Annotated in this window: 16 protein-coding genes and 1 riboswitch; of the genes, 14 read left to right on the forward strand and 2 right to left on the reverse strand. The window is 74.0% G+C overall.

All coding sequences use genetic code 11. The features are described from left to right. Window positions 1-57: 57 nt before the first annotated feature. The 3 genes from ACF1BH_RS21025 to ACF1BH_RS21035 all read left to right on the forward strand — a co-directional run bounded on the left by ACF1BH_RS21025 (window position 58) and on the right by ACF1BH_RS21035 (window position 5,702). On the forward strand, window positions 58-1,140 hold the full coding sequence (locus ACF1BH_RS21025; RefSeq protein ID WP_391644249.1) for a cellulose-binding protein: 1,083 nt from the start codon (window positions 58-60) through the stop codon (window positions 1,138-1,140). Window positions 1,141-1,410: 270 nt separating this feature from the next. Continuing rightward, complete coding sequence (gene mfd / locus ACF1BH_RS21030) at window positions 1,411-4,959, forward strand: transcription-repair coupling factor (RefSeq protein WP_391644251.1); 3,549 nt, start codon at window positions 1,411-1,413, stop codon at window positions 4,957-4,959. Window positions 4,960-5,240: 281 nt separating this feature from the next. After that, a complete protein-coding gene (locus ACF1BH_RS21035; RefSeq protein WP_391644253.1) occupies window positions 5,241-5,702 on the forward strand; it encodes a hypothetical protein in 462 nt (153 codons plus the stop codon). 4 nt (window positions 5,703-5,706) lie between these two features. Here the strand turns inward: ACF1BH_RS21035 and ACF1BH_RS21040 are convergent, their stop codons facing one another. Both ACF1BH_RS21040 and ACF1BH_RS21045 read right to left on the reverse strand, forming a co-directional pair. Beyond that, window positions 5,707-6,240, reverse strand: coding sequence for a chloramphenicol phosphotransferase (locus tag ACF1BH_RS21040; RefSeq protein WP_391644255.1), 534 nt, complete (start codon window positions 6,238-6,240; stop codon window positions 5,707-5,709). 52 nt (window positions 6,241-6,292) lie between these two features. Further along, complete coding sequence (locus tag ACF1BH_RS21045) at window positions 6,293-7,789, reverse strand: DUF2079 domain-containing protein (RefSeq protein WP_391644257.1); 1,497 nt, start codon at window positions 7,787-7,789, stop codon at window positions 6,293-6,295. Window positions 7,790-7,935: 146 nt separating this feature from the next. Between ACF1BH_RS21045 and ACF1BH_RS21050 the strand changes: the two genes are divergently transcribed. The 11 genes from ACF1BH_RS21050 to ACF1BH_RS21100 all read left to right on the forward strand — a co-directional run bounded on the left by ACF1BH_RS21050 (window position 7,936) and on the right by ACF1BH_RS21100 (window position 20,592). Next, complete coding sequence (locus tag ACF1BH_RS21050) at window positions 7,936-8,676, forward strand: HNH endonuclease family protein (protein ID WP_391644259.1); 741 nt, start codon at window positions 7,936-7,938, stop codon at window positions 8,674-8,676. A 326-nt stretch (window positions 8,677-9,002) separates the two neighbouring features. Then, window positions 9,003-9,647 (forward strand): SurA N-terminal domain-containing protein, encoded by a 645-nt coding sequence (locus tag ACF1BH_RS21055; RefSeq protein ID WP_391644261.1) that lies wholly within the window; start codon window positions 9,003-9,005, stop codon window positions 9,645-9,647. A gap of 118 nt (window positions 9,648-9,765) precedes the next feature. Then, entirely contained in the window at window positions 9,766-10,830 is a 1,065-nt protein-coding gene (locus ACF1BH_RS21060; RefSeq protein WP_391644263.1) for a nucleoside triphosphate pyrophosphohydrolase, read from the forward strand. A 170-nt stretch (window positions 10,831-11,000) separates the two neighbouring features. Next, window positions 11,001-12,323, forward strand: coding sequence for a cytochrome P450 (locus ACF1BH_RS21065; protein WP_391644265.1), 1,323 nt, complete (start codon window positions 11,001-11,003; stop codon window positions 12,321-12,323). A 232-nt stretch (window positions 12,324-12,555) separates the two neighbouring features. Continuing rightward, window positions 12,556-13,548, forward strand: coding sequence for a transglycosylase family protein (locus ACF1BH_RS21070; RefSeq protein WP_391644267.1), 993 nt, complete (start codon window positions 12,556-12,558; stop codon window positions 13,546-13,548). Between the two features lie 219 nt (window positions 13,549-13,767). Further along, window positions 13,768-13,976: riboswitch (cyclic di-AMP (ydaO/yuaA leader) on the forward strand. Between the two features lie 4 nt (window positions 13,977-13,980). Then, window positions 13,981-14,655, forward strand: a complete 675-nt coding sequence (locus ACF1BH_RS21075; RefSeq protein WP_391644269.1) for a transglycosylase family protein — start codon at window positions 13,981-13,983, stop codon at window positions 14,653-14,655. 450 nt (window positions 14,656-15,105) lie between these two features. Beyond that, window positions 15,106-16,386 (forward strand): phosphopyruvate hydratase, encoded by a 1,281-nt coding sequence (gene eno / locus ACF1BH_RS21080; RefSeq protein ID WP_391644271.1) that lies wholly within the window; start codon window positions 15,106-15,108, stop codon window positions 16,384-16,386. Window positions 16,387-16,564: 178 nt separating this feature from the next. Continuing rightward, on the forward strand, window positions 16,565-17,020 hold the full coding sequence (locus ACF1BH_RS21085; protein WP_391644273.1) for a septum formation initiator family protein: 456 nt from the start codon (window positions 16,565-16,567) through the stop codon (window positions 17,018-17,020). A gap of 79 nt (window positions 17,021-17,099) precedes the next feature. Then, window positions 17,100-17,651 (forward strand): DUF501 domain-containing protein, encoded by a 552-nt coding sequence (locus tag ACF1BH_RS21090; protein WP_391644275.1) that lies wholly within the window; start codon window positions 17,100-17,102, stop codon window positions 17,649-17,651. Beyond that, window positions 17,648-18,664, forward strand: coding sequence for an exopolyphosphatase (locus ACF1BH_RS21095; protein ID WP_391644277.1), 1,017 nt, complete (start codon window positions 17,648-17,650; stop codon window positions 18,662-18,664). Before ACF1BH_RS21090 ends, ACF1BH_RS21095 begins: the two co-directional genes overlap by 4 nt. A 404-nt stretch (window positions 18,665-19,068) precedes the next feature. Next, window positions 19,069-20,592, forward strand: coding sequence for an SPFH domain-containing protein (locus ACF1BH_RS21100; protein ID WP_391644279.1), 1,524 nt, complete (start codon window positions 19,069-19,071; stop codon window positions 20,590-20,592).

Below are 20,592 nucleotides of genomic sequence, written 5' to 3' on the forward strand. Positions count from 1 at the left end.
CGGGCGGCGCATCGTCGCGGAGGGCGTGACGTGCGCGCGCCGGAGAGGGGCATGAGGATGAGTGCGTCGGTTTCGCCGCACGGTTTCGTGACCGTACGCGGACGCGGCTACCGCCCGGACGACGTGGACCGCCGCGTCGCGGGCCTCACCGTGGACCGCGACTCGTGCTGGGAGCGGGTCGCCCAGCTCACCGAGACCGCCGAGGAGCTGGCGGCGGAGCTGGCGGAGCTGCGCGCGTACGTCGCCACGATGCCGCCGCAGACGTACGAGTCCCTGGGCGAGCAGGCCCGGCTCATCCTCACCACCGCCGAGTCCGAGGCGGCCCGGCTGCGCGCCGACGCGGAGCGGGCGGCCGAGGAGCTGCGGGACGCGACGGTGGCGTACGCCTGCGACACCGGCGAGGCGGCCGACGAGGTCGCGCACGCCCGCCGCAAGGACGCCGAGGAGCGCGGGCAGCGGACGGTCGACGCGGCGCGGGCGGATGCCGCGGCGCGGGTGAAGGCGGCGCAGAAGGACGCCGCGCAGTGGCGCGAGGAGGCCGCCGAGGCGCTCCAGGAGATGCGGCGCCGCACCGCCGAGCTGCTCGCCGGCGCCGAACAGCAGCAGGCCGACGCGTGGGAGGAGTGCGGCCGGGAGATCGCCGCGCGGGAGGCGGAGACGGCCCGCCTGATCGTGGAGCTGGAGGAGCGCGGCCGGGAGATCGTGGCGCAGGCGGAGCGGCACCGCGCGGAGACGGAGGAGGCCGCGCGCCACCGTCAGGAGGACGCCGAGGCCCGCGCCGCGGAGCTGCTGGCCCAGGCCGGCGTCGAGGTCGAGCGCATCGAGCGGGCCACCGCCCGGATCCTGCGCGAGCACCAGGAGGAGCGCGACGAACTCCGCTCCCACATGACCCACGTCCGCAACAGCCTGGCCGCCCTGACCGGCAAGGACCCGGGCGATCTGGCGGGGGCGTCCGTCGCGGCCTCCGGCGACGCGGGGCCCGGTGACGGCCCGGCCGCCCCGGGGGCCGCCGGTGCGCCGGACGCCGCCCCGGCCGCCCCTGCGGGGCCCACGACCGGCCCGGCCGCCGGTGAGCTGCGTACCCCCGTCAACCCGGACGACGAGGACACCATCGAGACGGAGCTGCCGCGCACGACCTGAGGCGGGCCGGGCGCCGGGCGCCGGGCGCCGCTCCGGCCCGTGCGCGGGACGGCGCCTGCCGTAGAGCGGGCCGCCCGGCTCCGGCGGTGCCCGGCCGCCGGTCCCGCGCCCCGTCCACCCGGTGACCTGGGCGCCGTCGCTCGCGCGGCGGGCTGTCGGTGGGCGGGCGTAAGGTGGGCAACCCCGGCCCGTTCGACATGGGGACCGCTCCGGCCCAGATCGTCGCGTCGGGCTGTTCGCGTTGTTCGCCTCGCTGGGACGGAACCTCTCATGAGCCTTGCTGGTCTGCTCGACGCCGTCGTCAAGGATCCGGCGCTCGCCGAAGCGGTGCAGGCCGCGACCGACGGCCACCGCCCGCATGTGGACCTCGTCGGCCCGCCCGCGGCCCGTCCCTTCGCGGTGGCGGCGCTCGCCCGGGACGCGGGGCGCCCGGTGCTCGCGGTGACCGCCACCGGCCGGGAGGCCGAGGATCTCGCCGCCGCGCTGCGCACCCTCGTCCCGGCCGGCCAGGAGAACACCATCGTGGAGTTCCCCTCCTGGGAGACGCTGCCGCACGAGCGGCTCTCGCCCCGCTCGGACACCGTCGGCCGCCGCCTCGCGGTGCTCCGCCGCCTCGCCCACCCCAGCCCCGACGACCCGGCCACCGGCCCGGTCTCCGTCGTCGTCGCACCCATCCGCTCCGTGCTCCAGCCGCAGGTCAAGGGGCTCGGCGATCTCGTGCCCGTCAGCCTGCGCACGGGGCAGAGCGCCGATCTCGGCGAGGTCGTCGACGGGCTCGCGGCCGCCGCGTACGCCCGGGTCGAACTGGTCGAGAAGCGCGGCGAGTTCGCCGTCCGCGGCGGCATCCTGGACGTCTTCCCGCCCACCGAGGAGCACCCGCTCCGTATCGAGTTCTGGGGCGACGACGTCGAGGAGATCCGCTACTTCAAGGTGGCCGACCAGCGGTCCCTGGAGGTCGCCGAGCACGGCCTGTGGGCGCCGCCGTGCCGGGAACTGCTCCTCACCGACGAGGTGCGGGAGCGGGCCGCCGCCCTCGCCGAGGACCACCCGGAGCTGGGCGAACTCCTCGGCAAGATCGCCGAGGGCATCGCCGTCGAGGGCATGGAGTCCCTCGCGCCGGTCCTCGTCGACGACATGGAGCTGCTGCTGGACGTGCTGCCCGCCGGGAGCATGGCCGTGGTCTGCGACCCGGAGCGGGTCCGTACCCGCGCCGCCGACCTCGTCGCCACCAGCCAGGAATTCCTCCAGGCGTCCTGGGCGGCCAGCGCGGGCGGGGGCCAGGCGCCCATCGATGTCGGCGCGGCGTCCCTGTGGGGCATCGCCGACGTCCGCGCGCACGCCCGTGAGCTGGGCATGATGTGGTGGTCGGTCAGCCAGTTCGCCGCCGACGAGGACACCGCCGCCGACGCGGGCGACACCCTCACCCTCGGGATGCACGCCCCCGACACCTACCGCGGCGACACCGCCCGCGCCCTCGCCGACACCAAGGGCTGGCTCGCCGACGGCTGGCGGACCGTCTACGTCACCGAGGGCCACGGCCCCGCCTCCCGCACCGTCGAGGTGCTCGGCGGGGAGGGCATCGCCGCCCGCCTCGACGCCGAGCTGACCGCGCTCGCGCCGTCCGTCGTCCACGTCGCCTGCGGCTCCCTGGACAACGGCTTCATCGATGCGGCGCTGCGGCTCGCCGTCCTCACCGAGACCGATCTGTCCGGGCAGAAGGCCGCGTCCAAGGAGCTGGGCCGGATGCCGGCCCGCCGCCGCAAGACGATCGACCCGCTGACCCTCAAGGCCGGCGACTTCATCGTCCACGAACAGCACGGCGTGGGCCGGTACATCGAGATGGTGCAGCGCACCGTCCAGGGCGCCACCCGCGAGTACCTCCTCGTCGAGTACGCGCCCGCCAAGCGCGGCCAGCCCGGCGACCGGCTCTACATCCCCACCGATCAGCTGGAGCAGGTCACCAAGTACGTCGGCGGCGAGGCCCCGACGCTGCACCGCCTCGGCGGCGCCGACTGGACGAAGACCAAGGCGCGGGCGAAGAAGGCGGTCAAGGAGATCGCCGCCGACCTCATCAAGCTGTACTCCGCGCGGATGGCGGCGCCCGGCCACACCTTCGGCCCGGACACCCCCTGGCAGCGCGAGCTGGAGGACGCCTTCCCGTACGCGGAGACGCCGGACCAGCTCACCACCATCGCCGAGGTCAAGGAGGACATGGAGAAGTCCGTCCCGATGGACAGGCTGATCTGCGGCGATGTCGGTTACGGCAAGACCGAGATCGCCGTCCGCGCCGCCTTCAAGGCCGTGCAGGACGGCAAGCAGGTCGCCGTCCTCGTCCCGACGACCCTCCTCGTCCAGCAGCACTACGGCACCTTCACCGAGCGGTACGGACAGTTCCCGGTCAATGTCCGCGCGCTGTCCCGCTTCCAGACCGACACCGAGTCCAAGGCGACCCTCGAAGGGCTCCGGGACGGCTCCGTCGACATCGTCATCGGCACCCACCGCCTCTTCTCCTCCGAGACGAAGTTCAAGGACCTCGGCCTGGTCATCGTCGACGAGGAGCAGCGGTTCGGCGTCGAGCACAAGGAGCAGCTGAAGAAGCTCCGCGCCAACGTCGACGTCCTGACGATGTCCGCGACGCCCATCCCGCGGACGCTGGAGATGGCCGTCACCGGCATCCGCGAGATGTCGACGATCACCACCCCGCCCGAGGAGCGCCACCCGGTGCTCACCTTCGTCGGGCCGTACGAGCAGAAGCAGATCGGCGCGGCCATCCGCCGTGAACTGCTCCGCGAGGGCCAGGTCTTCTACATCCACAACCGCGTCGAGTCCATCGACCGGGCGGCGGCGCGGCTGCGCGAGATCGTGCCGGAGGCGCGGATCGCCACGGCCCACGGCCAGATGTCCGAACAGGCCCTGGAGCAGGTCGTCGTGGACTTCTGGGAGAAGAAGTTCGACGTCCTCGTCTCGACCACGATCGTCGAGTCCGGCATCGACATCTCCAACGCCAACACCCTCATCGTCGAGCGCGGCGACAACTTCGGCCTCTCCCAGCTGCACCAGCTCCGCGGCCGGGTGGGCCGCGGCCGCGACCGCGGCTACGCCTACTTCCTCTACCCGCCGGAGAAGCCGCTGACCGAGACCGCCCACGAGCGGCTGGCGACGATCGCCCAGCACACCGAGATGGGCGCCGGTATGTACGTCGCCATGAAGGACCTGGAGATCCGCGGCGCGGGCAACCTCCTCGGCGGCGAGCAGTCCGGCCACATCGCGGGCGTCGGCTTCGACCTGTACGTCCGGATGGTCGGCGAGGCGGTCGCCGACTACCGCGCGTCGCTGGAGGGCGGGGTGGAGGAGGAGCCGCCGCTGGAGGTCAAGATCGAGCTGCCGGTCGACGCGCACGTCCCGCACGACTACGCCCCCGGCGAGCAGCTGCGTCTGCAGGCGTACCGCGCCATCGCGTCGGCGTCGAGCGAGGAGGACATCAAGGCCGTCCGCGAGGAGCTGACCGACCGCTACGGCAAGCTGCCCGAGCCGGTGGAGAACCTGCTGCTGGTCGCGGGCCTGCGGATGCTGGCCCGGGCCTGCGGCGTCAGCGACATCACCCTCCAGGGGTCCAACGTCCGCTTCGGCCCGGTGGAGCTGCGCGAGTCCCAGGAACTGCGCCTCAAGCGCCTCCACCCGCGCTCCGTCCTCAAGCCGGCCACCCATCAGGTGCTGGTGCCCCGCCCCACCACCGGCAAGATCGGCGGCAAGCCGCTGGTCGGCCGGGAACTGCTGTCCTGGGTGGGGGAGTTCCTGACGACGATCCTGGGGGCGTGAGGGACGCACGCACACGGACGGGCCGGAGGCGGATCACCGCCTCCGGCCCGTCGCGGTCTCCGGCCGTACCCGCGGCCGTACCCGGTCTCCGGCCGGGGCGCGGGCCGGGCCGCCACCCGCCGCGGCGCTGCCCGTTTCAGGGTATTGGCCAGTCCCTGGTGGGAGTTGTCGGCATATGCTCTCCCCGGGCGTGCATCCCCCGCGCCTCCGACGCCTTCTCCCGGGACTGGATACCTGTAGTGATACGTGCCCGCCGTGCCGCTCTGTCCGCCGCCGCTTTCGTGACGGCCACGCTGGTCTCCGTCGTCGGCTGCACACCGGAGGACGCCGGCGCGGGCGAGCGGCCCGCGACCCCCGCGGCGACGGCCTCCGCGGCGTCGGCCTCGCCGTCGGCCTCCGCCCCGGCGACCGCCTCGCCCTCCCCCTCGGCCTCGCCCGCACGGACCGCGACCGTCTCCCCGTCGCCTGCGGCGCCCGCAGCCCCGGCACAGGAACCCGCCCACGCGGACGCGCCGGACCGGCCCGCCGCGCCGCCGCAGCCCCCGGCGCCGGTCCGCCGGACGACGGCCCCGGACCCCGCCCCCGCCCAGGGCGCCTCCGGCGACGTGATCCTCGCGCCGTCCGGAAACCACTACCGGCGCGGCCAGTTCTGCAAGAACATCCATCTGGGGCTCACCACGCGGGACGCCCACGGCGCCACCCTGCACTGCGCGATGCAGAGCGGCCGGCCGCACTGGCAGTAGATCCTCACCCCACCCGCGCCGCCACCTCCCGTGCGCACTCCCGCGCCGTGCGGCGGCCGGTGTCGACCTCGATGTCGTACGTCATCCCGCGGTGCACCAGGGACGCCTGGGCGGCGGCCATGCCGGGGACGCGGTCGGGGCGGGTGCTTTCGCGGGCGGTGGCGACGGCCGCGTCGCAGCGGACGCCGACCCACAGGACGGACAGCTCGCCCAGCGCGCGCTCCCAGGCGCGGCGCCCCTCGACGCCGCCGAGGAACACCTCGTCGAGGATGACCGGCGCCCCGGCGCGGGCGACCGCGGCGACGCCGTGCCGCCAGCTCTCCTGGAGCGCCTGGAACGCGGCGCCGGGCGTGACCGAGCCGTCCGCGCCGAGGACGAGCCCGTCGGGGTCGTCCATCAGCCCCGGCGGCAGTGCCTCGATCAGACTGTCGACGCCGAACGTCAGCCACGGGCGTGGCAGGACGTCCTGGAGGGCGCGGGCCAGCGACGACGTGCCGGAGCTGGAACCGCCGTTGAGAACGATCACCTGGATGGCCATCGCGCCACCGTAACGACCGCGGCCCGCCGCCGCCCCCGGTTTTCCGCCCGGGTCAGGGCCCGGACGTCCGCCGCAGCACCAGGAGTTCCGCCGCCGTACCGGACACCGCGTACCGGGTGTGCGGATGCCGCTGCTCGGCCTCGGTGCGGACCTGCTCCGGGGTGCGGCCGTCGGACAGCTGCACCGCGATGTAGTCGGGGGCGATACCGCGGGTGTCGCCGATCCAGAACACCCGGGTGCGGGAGACGAGCCGGGACAGCGGCCGGATGTCCGCCTCGACGCTCGCGCCGTCCGGGACGGTCGCCAGCAGCCGCTCGGCGGCGGCGACCTCTGGCGGGACGCGGTACGTCGCCGGCTCGGTGAGGCGGGCCAGCGGCAGTGTGGTGGTCAGCGCCAGCGCCGCGGCGAGCGTCGCGGCCGGGAGCTGGCCGGCCAGCGAGCGCAGCCAGGGCCGCGGCGAACGCCCCGCCCGCTCCAGCGCGTCGACGAGCGCGAGGAAGACCACCGGCATCAGCACCGCGTTGTAGTGCCAGTCGATGCCCCAGTAGTGCGGCTCGTGGGAGACGAACCGCCAGCCGAGCGTCGGCACCGCCGCCAGCAGCAGCGGCGAACGCAGCGCCAGCAGACCGGTGGTGGGCAGCAGCACCCACAACAGGGTGTGCAGCGCCTCGCCCGCCCCGATCCCCGGACCCGCCGCGCCGTCCCCGCCGAGCTTGGACCAGTAGTCGTACGAGCCGGTGCCGTTGAACCCGGGGATGATCACACCGAGGGTGACGGCGGTGGCGGCGAGACCGAAGCCGACCAGCGCGACGGCGAGCGGCAGCGCCTGCCGCGCACGGACCAGCACCACCACGCCGATCGCGGCGGCGGTGACGCCCAGATCCTCCTTGACCAGCACCAGCGGCGCGGCCCAGCACACCGCAGCCGTCCACCGGCCGCGCACCACCGCCTCCAGCGCGAACGCCAGCAGCGGCAGCGCGAACGCGATCTCGTGGAAGTCGAAGTCGACGGCCTTCTGGAGGCCCCACGACAACCCGTACGCGCCGCCGACCGCCAGCCCCCGGGCCCGTCCCAGGTACCGGGCGGCGGCGCGGGTGACCGGCACCGACGACAGCGCGAACAGCGCCGCCTGCGCCGCCAGCAGCGTCAGGGGGGACGGCAGCAGCCGGTAGAGGGGGGCGAGCAGGATCAGCACCGGGCTGAAATGGTCGCCCAGGATGTTGGTGCCCGGCCCCTTGAGGTCGACGATCGGCGCCCCGAGATGCGCGTAACCGCGCACCGCCTGCTCGAAGATGCCGAGGTCCCAGGAGGCGGTGCTCATCGTGAGATGGCGCAGCAGCGACAGCGTGGCGTACGCGGCGAAGAGCAGCGCCGCCAGCCACCACGGGTCGAGGCGCGGCGCCCGCCATGCGGCGAAGCGGCCGCCGCGCGCGGCGGGTTGCGCCGCGCGGGGGATGTCGGGCGGGGCGGTCCGCTGACCGGGCGGTGCCCCGGTCGCCGTGCCGGGCACCGCGGGACCGGCACCCGCCGTCGCTGCGGCCGTGTCCATGCGCGTCCTCCGTCTCGGCTTCCGAAAAGATACTCGAAGCCGTCGAACCGGGCGGTTACGACGTACCCGCCCCGTGGCGCGTACGCTCCTTCGCCGGACCGGCCACCGGTGCTCCGGCGGCCCAGCTACCTGAGGGGACTCCCGACGTGAACCGGATACGGACCGCGCTGCCGATCGCCGCCGTCGCCGCACTGCTCACCCTGACCGGCTGCACACCCGCCGACGGGGCGGGCGGCAAGGACGCCAAGGGCGCCGGGGGAGGGACGACGGCGTCCGGCGCGCCCGGGGGCGCCCTGGCGACACTGGCGGAACTGCCCGTCAAGAAGCGCGGCTCGCAGGACGGTTACGCCCGCGACCGCTTCGGCAGCGCCTGGGCCGACACCGACAGCAACGGCTGCGGCACCCGCGACGACATCCTCCAGCGCGACCTGGAGAACACCACGCACCGCGGCAAGACCTGCGCCGTCACCTCCGGGACGCTCACCCACGACCCGTACACCGGCGGCACCATCCGCTACAAGCGCGGCAGCAGCAAGGTCGACATCGACCATGTCGTCGCGCTCTCCGACGCCTGGCAGAAGGGTGCCGCCCGCTGGGCACCGCGCAAGCGGATCGCGCTCGCCAACGACCCGCTGAACCTCATCGCCGTGGAGGCGTCCGCCAACCGCAGCAAGAGCGACGGCGACGCGGCATCCTGGCTGCCGGAGAACCAGGGGTACCGCTGCACCTACGTCGCACGGCAGGTGGCGGTGAAGAAGAAGTACGGCCTGTGGGTCACCCGCGACGAGAAGACGGCGATGTCGAAGGTCCTGGACGGCTGCCCGAACGAGAAGCTGCCGACCGGCGGCAACCCGACGGAGGCGCCGGAGCGGTTCACGGCGAAGTAGCGCCCCCGGGGCGGGGCGGCGCGCGTCCGGTGCACGGCCGGGCGCGCGGCCACCGGGGCGCCCGGCGCGCGGCCACCGGGGCGCCCGGCGCGCGGCCACCGGGGCGCCCGGTGTGCGGCGAGGCCGTGGCGCCCCGCCCCGCGTACCCAAAAACCTGGGGAATCGTTGGCCAACCGGTGGCCCGGGGCACCCGGACTCCCTACTATCGATCAACGCCAGATCGATGAGATGACCGCTCCCGGCACCCGCCGGGAGCGCCCCGCCCACCGCCGCCGCACGGCGTTCGCGCCGCGCCGTCTCGTTCACGATCTCTGCCGGGAGGCCCCGTGCTCCGCCGTAGGACAGTGCTCTCCGTATCCGTCTCCGCCGCCCTGCTGGCCGCGACCCCGCTGCTCACCGCCTGCGGCAGCGACGCGCACCCCGGTGCCGCCGCGATCGTCGGCGGCGAGCGGATCACCGTCGCGCAGCTCCAGGCGAAGGTCAAGGACGTACGGCGGGCCCAGAGCAAGTCCCCGCAGGGCGGCCAACTCATCTCCAACACCGGCCAGTTGAGCCTGGTCACCCTCAACGGCATGATCTTCCAGCGGGTTCTGGAGCGCAGCGCCGACCGCGCCGGGGTCACCGTCAGCCGCGCCGATGTGCAGAAGTGGCGGACCACCGCGGAGAAGGAACTGGGCGGCCCCGAGCGGCTGAAGGCCGTCTGGCTGCAACAGCAGTCCGTCGCCCCGGACGAGGTCGATGCGACCGTCCGCAACCAACTCCTGCTGGACGGCCTCGCCAAGAAGATCGGCGCCGACCGCGCCGACGCCGCGGGCCAGCGCCGCCTCGTCGACAACCTCGCCCGCACCTCCCGCGCCATGGGCGTCGACGTCAACCCGCGCTTCGGCTCCTGGAACGACCGCCGGGTGATCCTGGGTGCGACGAAGGACCCGTGGATCTCCCCGGCCTCCGGCGCCCGCGAGCAGGCGTAGCCGGTATCTCCCGGGGAGCGGCCCCGGCGCCCGGCCGGCCCGTGCGGCCACCGGGCGCCGGGGCCGCCGCCGGTTCGCGGCGCGGGGCGCTGTCGGTGGGGTGCGTTACGTTCGAGGGGTGAACGCTGACGTGCCCTCCGCCGACGCCGCTGCCCGCCCCGAGGGCGGCACCGGACGCCTGGTCCTGCTCACCACCAGCCACCGCGTCGCCCCCGGCCTGCTGTCCTGGAACGCCTGGCGGACGCTGCGCGCCGCCGACCGCGTGCTCTGCGCCGACGCCGCCCATCCGCAGCTGCCGTATCTGCGCGAGGCCGGTGTCACGGTGGAGTCCGCCGTCCCCACCGCCCGTGAGCTGGTCGACGACTGCGTCGCCGGGGACCGCACGGTCGTCGTCCTCACCTCCGCCGTCGGTGAGAGCACCCTCACCGACGGGCTGGCCCGCCTCGCCGGCTCCGGCCGCGAGACCATGCCCGATCTGGAGCTGCTGCCCGGCGCCTACGACCTGCCCGGCGCCCGCCTGCTCGATCTCGTCCAGGTCATGGACCGCATCCGCGCCAGCTGCCCCTGGACGGGCATCCGTACCCACGAGGACCTCGCCAAGTACGCCCTGGAGGAAACGTACGAGCTGGTCGAGGCCATCGAGACCGGCGACCGTGAGGCGCTCCGCGAGGAGCTGGGCGATGTCCTGCTCCAGGTCGTCTTCCACGCCCGGATCGCCCAGGACGACCCCGAGGCGCCGTTCTCGGTCGACGACGTCGCCGGGTCGATCGTGGAGAAGCTGATCCACCGCCATCCGCATGTCTTCGGGGACGAGCCCGCCGAGACGCCCGAGGAGGTCCGGGCGCACTGGCTGCGCACCAAGGCCACCGAGAAGCGGCGCGCCTCGGTCACCGACGGCGTCCCGCTCACCCAGCCCGCCCTGGCCCTCGCCGCCAAGCTCGCCTCCCGCGCCCGCACCGCCGGACTCGACGTCCGCCCGTCGGGCCCTGGCATCGGCTACGAACTCCTGGCCCTGGCCGCCCGTGCCGAGGCCGAGGGCACCGACCCCGAAACCGCCCTCCGCGCCGCCGCCCGCACCTACCGCGACGCGATCCGCGCGGCGGAGGGGCTGCCGGCGGCGGAGGAGACGCCCGGGACACCTGAGACACCCGAGATGCCAGAGATGCCCGAGATACCCGGATAAGAGGGTTGCCCGGGGCGGCGGGGCGGTCCGCCGCCCCGGGCGCGGGCACCGCCGGGGTGCCGCCCCGCCGCCCCGCCGCCCCGGCGGGCCCGCTCCCGGGGCGCGGGCCCGCTGCCGTGCCCCGCACCCGCGCTGCCCGTACCGCCCCGAGCAGCGGTTACCGTCGAAAGGTGCACCACACGCCCGACACCGCCCCCGGATGCCCCGCGCACCCCGCGGCCGCCGCCCCGCCCGCCCCCGCCCTCTTCACCTGGGAGTTCGGCGCCGACCCGTACCCGGCCTACGCCTGGCTGCGGGAGCACGCGCCGGTGCACCGCACGGAGCTGCCCAGCGGCGTCGAGGCATGGCTGGTGACGCGGTACGCCGACGCGCGGCAGGCGCTCGCCGACGCCCGGCTGTCGAAGAACCCGGTGCACCACAGCGAGGGCGCCCACGGCAAGGGCAAGGTCGGCATCCCCGGCGAGCGCAGCGCCAACCTCATGACGCATCTGCTCAACATCGACCCGCCCGACCACACCCGGCTGCGCCGTCTGGTCTCCAAGGCGTTCACCCCGCGCCGCGTCGCCGCCTTCGCGCCGCGCGTCCAGGAGCTGACCGACGCGCTCATCGACGGCTTCGCCGCCCGCGGCGAGGCCGACCTCATCCACGAGTTCGCCTTCCCGCTGCCCATCTACGCCATCTGCGACCTGCTCGGCGTCCCGCGTGAGGACCAGGACGACTTCCGGGACTGGGCCGGGATGATGCTCCGCCACACCAAGCCGGGCGGCACCGGCGGCGGGCCGCGCGGCGGCGTCGCCAAGGCGGTCAAGAAGATCCGCGGCTACCTCGCCGAGCTGATCCACCGCAAGCGCGCCGTCCTGCCGCCCGAGCCCGCGCCCGACGAGGACCTGATCTCCGGCCTGATCCGCGCCTCCGACCACGGCGAGCACCTCACCGAGAACGAGGTCGCCGCGATGGCGTTCATCCTGCTCTTCGCCGGTTTCGAGACCACCGTCAACCTCATCGGCAACGGCACCTACGCCCTGCTGCGCACCCCCGACCAGCGTGAACTCCTCCAGAAGTCGCTGGCCGCCGGCGACCGCGAGGTGCTGACCACCGGTATCGAGGAGCTGCTGCGCTACGACGGCCCGGTCGAGCTGGCCACCTGGCGGTTCGCGACCGAGGAGCTGACGCTCGGCGGGGAGCGGATAGCCGTCGGCGATCCGGTGCTGGTGGTGCTCGCCGCCGCCGACCGCGACCCCGCGCGCTTCGACGCCCCGGACACCCTCGACCTGCGCCGCACCGACAACCCGCACCTCGGTTACGGCCACGGCATCCACTACTGCCTCGGCGCGCCGCTCGCCCGCCTCGAAGGGCGGACCGCGCTCGCCACCCTCCTGACCCGCCTGCCGGACATCCGGCTCGCGGCGGATCCGGAGGAATTGCGGTGGCGTGGCGGGCTCATCATGCGCGGTCTGCGCGCCCTCCCCGTGGAGTTCACCCCGGCCCCCTGACGACACGCCGTCCACCTGCGCGGACGGCCGTCCGCAGCCCGGAAGTTGACGCTCCATCAGCCACGTGACCTACACGTGATCTCCGCTACACCGGCTTGTGACGCCCCGTGAGCCCGGTTACCTTGCCACCGAACAAGCGCTCCATCGCCCCGGTGGACGCCGTACCGGATCCCGGGCGGCCGGACCGGGGCGGCGGGACGGACAACTCAACCGCCGCTCGAAAGGCAATCGCATGCGCACCGGCAACGGCAGACACCGTCGCCCCCGCCAGGCACCGGCCCTCTTTGTCACGGCGGGTGTGACCGGCGCGGGCCTCGCCCTGCCCCTTCTCGGCGCGGGCGCCGCCCACGCCGCCGACACCTCCACCTGGGACCGGGTCGCCCAGTGCGAGTCCGGCGGCATCTGGTCCAGCGCCGGTGGCAACGGTTTCTACGGCGGACTCCAGCTCACCCTCGACATGTGGCGCGATTACGGCGGCCTGGAGTACGCGGCCCGCCCCGACCTGGCCAGCCGCGCCCAGCAGATAGCCGTGGCCCAGGCGATCCTCGCCGACCGCGGCCCCGAGGCCTGGCCGCGCTGCGCGTCCGAGGCCGGACTCACCGAGGACGGCGCGGCGCCCGACGTCGACCCCGGTGGCTCCGTCACCACCCCGCCCGCCGGTGCGGACGACGCCCACACCGGTACCGGCACCGACTCCGACCAGGAGACGCCCTCGGCGCCGGACACCACCGACCCGGCCACCCCGAAGGGCACCCCGGACCCGTCCGACTCCCCGGACCCGTCCACCTCGCCCGACGCCACCGGCTCCCCCGAGGCACCCGAAGGCTCGCAGCGGCCCGGTACGCCCGGCCCGTCCGGCGAGCCGTCCACCGACCCGTCCGACCACGCCTCGCACCCCTCCGAGCCCTCGCACCCGTCCCGTGCGACGCCTCCGGCGGACACCGGCGGCTCCCGTGACGGCGACGGCTCCGGGCGCCATCGCGGCGGCAGCGACGCCGACGCGGACGGCGACCGCGCCCCGGGGCGGCACGCCTCGCGCGGCGGTGAGCGGACGGACCCGGACGAGGGCGCGTACACCGTGCGCTCCGGTGACAACCTGTCAGCCATCGTCGAGGCGCGCGACCTGCCCGGCGGCTGGCCCGCGCTGTACGAGCGCAACGAGGACGTCATCGGCGCCGACCCGGACCTCATCCACCCAGGTCAACTCCTCGACCTGGGCCACTGATCGAGCCGATAGGCGGCTTTTGCCCGTTTTGGCGAAAGTGAGACATGGGTCTCGTCGCCGTCCGGGGTGTCCCGACCTGCCCTTCGATTCCGCACCGTGTCCTACCTGCGGAAATATGTGCCTTCTGCGGCCGTTGGCGGTCAACTGGGTGCAGAAAGCGGGGTTTGAACGACACGGGGGGTTCTGTTTACGGTCAGGACCGCTCGCCAAAGCGGGCCCTTCGTTCACACGCCGAATCCTGCCGGTGGGCGAAGGTGGTCGACGCGCAAGCGCCGAAGGCAGGAGCGGGGGACCCAAGGTAAGCGCCGGCCCCGCCCGTGAAAGCGGGTCAACCGGCTTGGGGTGAAGCCGTGTGCGCGTCACACGGCCGGGCAATCCACACCGCCCGAACCCGACAGCTCACCTCGCAGGCGTCGGTGAGGAAAACGAAGCATGCTGATCAACAAGGCCAAGCACCGTCGCCCCTCCAAGGCCGTCCGCGTCGCCACCCTCGCCGGTGTCGCCGGCGCCGCCGTGGCCGTCCCGCTGATGGGCGCCACCAACGCCTCCGCCGCCTCCGTCTCCACCTGGGACGCCGTCGCCCAGTGCGAGTCCGGCGGCAACTGGTCGATCAACACCGGCAACGGCTACTACGGCGGCCTGCAGTTCTCCGCCTCCAGCTGGGCGGCGGCCGGCGGCACGCAGTTCGCGCCCCGCGCCGACCTGGCCACCAAGGCCCAGCAGATCCAGGCCGCCGAGAAGCTCCTCGCCATCCAGGGCCCGGGCGCCTGGTCCTGCGCCGGTGCGGGCAACCTCACCGCCGGTGGCCCGTCCCCCGACCTGAACACCTCCGCCACCAAGGCCGCCCCCAAGCAGCAGGCCCCGCAGCCCAAGGCCGCCCCGCGGCAGCAGGCGCCGAAGCAGCAGGCCCCGCAGCAGCAGTCCCGTCCCGCGACGCCGCAGCACCACGTCATGGGCCACGGCAACTACACCGTGAAGTCCGGCGACACCCTGGCCAAGATCGCCAAGGCGCACGGCAAGAACTGGAAGTCGGTCTACGCGGACAACAAGTCCGTCATCGGCTCCAACCCGAACCTCATCTTCCCGGGCCAGAAGCTCCACGTCTGATCCCGCACCCCCGGGCCTCTGCCCCCTCCCGGCCTCCGATCCCGTGCGTACGGCGGTACGCGCGGCACACCGGACCGGGAGGCGGCCTGCCGCCCGGACCCCGCGGGCCACGGCCCCCGGCACCGCCCGGGAGCCCCCGCTCACCCGCGGACCTCCCCCCACGGGATACCCCGCCCGGCGCGCACGTCCCCGGGGCGGCACCGGCTCCCCGCCGTCGCCGCCCTCCGCGCGCCGAGGCGGGGTTTCGCCGTTCCGTACCCTGGTCCCGGACACAGCGTCGTGCCCGCCCCTTATCAGCTGCTTTTCCGTTCCGCGGCCTTCGTTGTCGAATATCAGGAACCCGGCGTCCGAGGCACCTTTCGTCCCGTCCTGCGGGCCGCGAGGTAGCGGAAGGCCCGGGGGCCGTTAGGCTCGTGCCGCAGAACTCCAGACACCCATGAAGGAGACAACGTGCCGTCCATCGACGTCGTCGTAGCCCGCGAAATTCTCGACTCGCGAGGTAATCCCACGGTCGAGGTCGAGGTCGGCCTCGACGACGGCTCCACCGGTCGGGCCGCCGTCCCGTCCGGTGCCTCCACCGGAGCCTTCGAGGCCGTCGAGCTGCGCGACGGGGACCCCAACCGCTACCAGGGCAAGGGCGTCGAGAAGGCCGTTCTCGCCGTCATCGAGCAGATCGGCCCGGAGCTGGTCGGCTACGACGCCACCGAGCAGCGCCTCATCGACCAGGCCATGTTCGACCTGGACGCCACCGACAACAAGGGCTCGCTGGGCGCCAACGCCATCCTCGGCGTCTCCCTCGCCGTCGCGCACGCCGCCTCCGAGGCCAGCGACCTGCCGCTCTTCCGCTACCTCGGCGGCCCGAACGCGCACGTCCTGCCCGTCCCGATGATGAACATCCTGAACGGTGGGTCGCACGCCGACTCCAACGTCGACATCCAGGAGTTCATGATCGCCCCGATCGGTGCGGAGTCCTTCTCCGAGGCGCTGCGCTGGGGCGCCGAGGTCTACCACACCCTCAAGAAGGTCCTGAAGAACAAGGGCCTGGCCACCGGCCTGGGCGACGAGGGCGGCTTCGCCCCCAACCTCGGCTCCAACCGTGAGGCCCTCGACCTCATCCTGGAGGCCATCCGCGAGGCCGGTTACGCCCCCGGCCAGGACATCGCGCTCGCCCTGGACGTCGCCGCCTCCGAGTTCTACACGGAAGGCAAGTACCAGTTCGAGGGCAAGGAGCGCTCCGCCGCCGAGATGACGGAGTACTACGAGGAGCTGGTCGCGGCCTACCCGCTGGTCTCCATCGAGGACCCGCTGTTCGAGGACGACTGGGCCGGCTGGAAGGTCATCACCGACAAGCTCGGCGCCAAGGTCCAGCTCGTCGGCGACGACCTCTTCGTCACCAACCCCGAGCGCCTGGCCCGCGGCATCGAGGAGGGCTCGGCCAACGCGCTCCTGGTGAAGGTCAACCAGATCGGTTCGCTCACCGAGACCCTGGACGCCGTCGAGCTGGCCCAGCGCAACGGCTTCAAGTGCATGATGTCGCACCGCTCCGGCGAGACCGAGGACGTCACCATCGCCGACCTCGCCGTCGCCACCAACTGCGGCCAGATCAAGACCGGCGCCCCGGCCCGCTCCGAGCGCGTCGCCAAGTACAACCAGCTGCTGCGCATCGAGGAGATCCTGGACGACGCGGCGGTCTACGCCGGCCGCTCCGCGTTCCCCCGTTTCAAGGGCTGACCTCCCGGCGCGGGTGCGCCCCGCCCGACCCGACCGTGGGCGGGCCACCCGCCGTCACGGCCTGCGTTCGTCCCCGGCGACGGTCCCGTACCGTTGCCGGGGACGGCTGCGCTTCCGAACGGCCCCGCCCGGCGGGAGCGTACGAACTCCATGACAGTCGGCCAACAGGGGAGGCGACGTGTCCGCGGACCGGTTCTCGACCGCGACCCGGCTCAAGGCGCTCGGCGAGCAGGCGGCGGCCCGCGTCCAGCGTGTCCGGCGCCCCCGCCGTAACCGTCTCACCGGCCGGGCCGCCCTGCTGGCCCTCGTCATGTGCTCCCTCGTCGTGGCCCTGGCCTACCCGATACGGCAGTACGTCTCGCAGCGCTCCGACATCGCCGACCAGCGCCGTAAGGCCCAGGAGGCGGCCCGGACGCTGGACCGGCTGCGCGACGAGAAGTCCCGCTGGCGCGACCCCGCCTACGTCGAGCAGCAGGCCCGGCTGCATCTGCACTTCGTCCGGCCCGGCGAGACGGGTTATATCGTCCAGGACGGCTCGCGCACCGACGACGGCGCCGCGCGCGAGGGCGCGGCAGCGGCCTCCAGCCCCTGGTACGAGAACCTCTGGGCCGACGTCGACACGGCCGACCGGTGACGCGCCGCACCCCGGCCGTGGTCACCAGCCCGCTGCCGTGAGCACCGAAGACCCATCGAAGACCCCACCGAAAGCGCACATGGACACGCCTCCGCCCCAGACCGAGCCCACCGAGCCCACCGCCGCGGACATCGCCGCCTTCAAGGAGCAGTTGGGCCGCCCGCCGCGCGGCCTGCGGGCCATCGCCCACCGCTGTCCCTGCGGTCAGCCCGATGTCGTCGAGACGGCCCCGCGCCTGGAGGACGGCACGCCGTTCCCGACGCTGTACTACCTGACGTGCCCGCGCGCGGCCTCCGCCATCGGCACGCTGGAGGCCAACGGCGTGATGAAGGAGATGACCGAGCGGCTGGCCACCGACCCCGAGCTGGCCGCCGCTTACCGCGCCGCCCACGAGGACTACATCCGCCGCCGCGACGCCATCGAGGTCCTCCAGGGCTTCCCCAGCGCCGGCGGTATGCCGGACCGCGTCAAGTGCCTGCACGTCCTCGTCGGCCACTCCCTCGCGGCCGGCCCCGGCGTCAACCCGCTCGGCGACGAGGCGCTCGCGATGCTGCCCGAGTGGTGGCGCAAGGGCCCGTGCGTGAGCCCCTGCGACGAGGGCGCGGCCGCCGCCGAAGGAGATGCCGAATGACCCGGGTCGCCGCCGTCGACTGCGGCACCAACTCCATCCGTCTGCTGGTCGCCGATGTCGACGCGGCCACCGGTGAGCTGACCGAGCTGGACCGCCGGATGCAGATCGTCCGCCTCGGCCAGGGCGTCGACCGCACCGGCCGGCTCGCCCCCGAGGCGCTGGAGCGGACCTTCGCCGCCTGCCGCGAGTACGCCGCGGTCATCGCGGAGCTGGGCGCCGAGCGCACCCGCTTCGTGGCGACCTCCGCCTCCCGCGACGCGGAGAACCGCGACGACTTCGTCCGCGGCGTGGTGGAGATCCTCGGCGTCGAGCCGGAGGTCATCACCGGTGAACAGGAGGCGGAGTTCTCCTTCACCGGCGCCACCCGTGAGCTGACCGGCGCCGAGGCTCCGGGTGCGGAGCGCCTGCCCGGGGAGGGCGGTGACGGGCGACGGGCGGGCTTCGCCGGTCCGTACCTCGTCGTGGACATCGGCGGCGGCTCCACCGAGTTCGTTCTCGGTGACACCGCCGTGCGGGCCGCCCGCTCCGTCGACATAGGCTGCGTGCGGATGACCGAGCGGCACCTGGTGCGCGACGGCGGGATCAGCGACCCGCCGGCCCCCGACCGGATCGCCGCGATCAAGGCCGATACGGCCGCCGCCCTCGACGAGGCCGAGGCCGCCGTTCCGCTCCGCGAGGCCGCCACCCTCGTCGGCCTGGCCGGTTCGGTCACCACCGTCGCCGCCATCGCCCTCGGCCTCGACCACTACGACTCCGAGGCCGTCCACCACGCCCGCATCTCCCGCGCCCGCGTCGCGGAGGTCACCGACCGGCTGGTCACCTCCACCCATGCCGAACGCGCCGCGATCCCGGTCATCCACCCGGGCCGCGTCGACGTCATCGCCGCCGGCGCCCTCGTCCTGCTGGAAATCATGGACCGCACGGGCGCCGAGGAGGTCGTCGTCAGCGAACACGACATTTTGGACGGCATCGCCTTCAAGGCGGCCGAGGACGCCGGAAAGAGCGACGCGTAGCGCCGACCTGGACCCGGGTGCGTACGGCGCCCGCCGCATGACCTGCGGTTTCTCTACAGCAGTGCCCCCACCGGAGCCGGTGGGGGCACTGCTGCTTCCGTCGAACGCCTAGCGCACCATTCGACGCGACTCCATGGGTCGAAAGTCCCTTCATTTCAGGACTTTCGGCCACTTGCGTGCCCGGTTTGCTCTGTAAAGATCTTGTTGGTGACTTCCAGTCATCTTTTGGTCAGTTAAAAGGCGACATCTAAAGGCAGTTGAGAGGTGGCCGGTCGTGGAGGCAATCGGAGGCCGGGCGCCGCGGAAGGGCACGGGCAGTCTGCCGTCCGGCCCCGTCCGGCCCGGCTGCGCACGGTTACCCCGCCCACGGCCCCGCCGCGGTCTCTGCGACGACGGAGCGGACGATGGCATCGATACCCGACGATGAGCAGCACGAGGGGGAGCCGGCGCCCGTAGCCGCCAAGCCGAAGCGGCCGTACAACGTATGGCGCGGTGACGGCATCCCGATGGACAAGCTCTTCCGCGAGGGAGAGACGGAGGAGGCAGCGGACGGCGGGGGAGCGGGACCGGTGCCCGACTCCGGGACGGAGCGCACCGCGGAACAGCCGCGGGTGCTCGTGCCGTTGCTGGACGTGGACACCGGGCTGCCCTTCCGGGACGAGTTCGACGACGAGATCCCGGTGCGGAGCGCGGTGGCCCGGCCGGCCGGTGCGGCGGCGCGGGCGGACGGCCCCGCGGCCGCGGAGGCCGCGGTGGCGGGCATCGCCGCCGCCAACGGGCTGCTGGACACGGCGGAGCGGACCGGCCGCGGCATATCCGGGACCGTGGACGGCGGCCGGGCCGAGGAGCCGGCGCCGCGCACCGGACGGACGGGCGCGGGCAGGCGCACCGCGGAGCGGCGGGGGCCGTCGCGCCCCGGGGACCGGGACACCGGGGAGCCCGCCGCACCGGACGGCGGAGCGGCGGGCGCCGCTCCGCCGCTCCGCCGGTCCCCGTCGGCGGACCCCGCCCTGACCGAGCGGCGCGGCCCCTCGCTGTCCGGCCGGCTCGCCCTCGCCGTCGGTCTGCTGGCCCTCGTGGGCGCCGCGGCACTGCTGTGGCGGCGCGGTGTGCTGCCCGAGCCGTTCGTGCGCGGGGTGGGCCTGCCCGTCATGGGGCCGGGCCGGCTGCGCGGCTGGGAGGGGGTGCTGGTCGCCGGCACGGCCGCGGTGGCGCTGCTCGCCTTCGGCGGGCTGACCCGCGGGCGGGTCGGCAGCGCCCTGGTGCTGAGCCTGTTCGGCCGCTACCGGGGCAGCGTGCGGCGCGCCGGCCTGCTGTGGATCAGCCCGATGCTGCTGCGCCGCCGGGTGGACGTCCGGCTGCGGCACTGGCGCAGTGAGCCGATGCCGGCCGTGGACGCGGACGGTGCGCAGCTGCGTGCCGTCGTGATGGTGGTCTGGCGGGTCAAGGACACCGCGCGAGCGCTGCTCGCCGTCGAGGACCACGTCGACTACCTGCGCGAACAGGTGGAAGCCGCGATGGCACGGGTGCTCTCGCAGGCCCCGGCGGACGCCTTCCACGAGGGCGCCCGCTCCGGTCCGGCCACCACCTCCACCCTGCGGGACGCGGAGGCGGTCGGTGACGCGCTGACCCGGATGCTGTCCGCCGACTGCCGGCCGGTCGGTATCGAAGTCTTCTCCGCACAGCCCACCCGCATCGAGTACGCGCCCGAGGTGGCGGGTGCCATGCAGCGCCGCCAGATCGTGGCGATCGACGCCAGGCACCGCGACACCGTACTGACCTCGGTCGTCGACGCGGTGGACGACACCGTCCACCGGCTGACCGCACGGGGACTCGTCGAACTCGACGACTACGAACGGAAGGCCCTGGTCAAGGACTTGACCGTGGCCTTCTACACGGCGCGCGGTAGCGCGACGTCCGAAAGCTGA

It is taken from the genome of Streptomyces sp. NPDC014733 (assembly GCF_043083385.1).
In the GTDB taxonomy this organism is placed as follows: domain Bacteria; phylum Actinomycetota; class Actinomycetes; order Streptomycetales; family Streptomycetaceae; genus Streptomyces.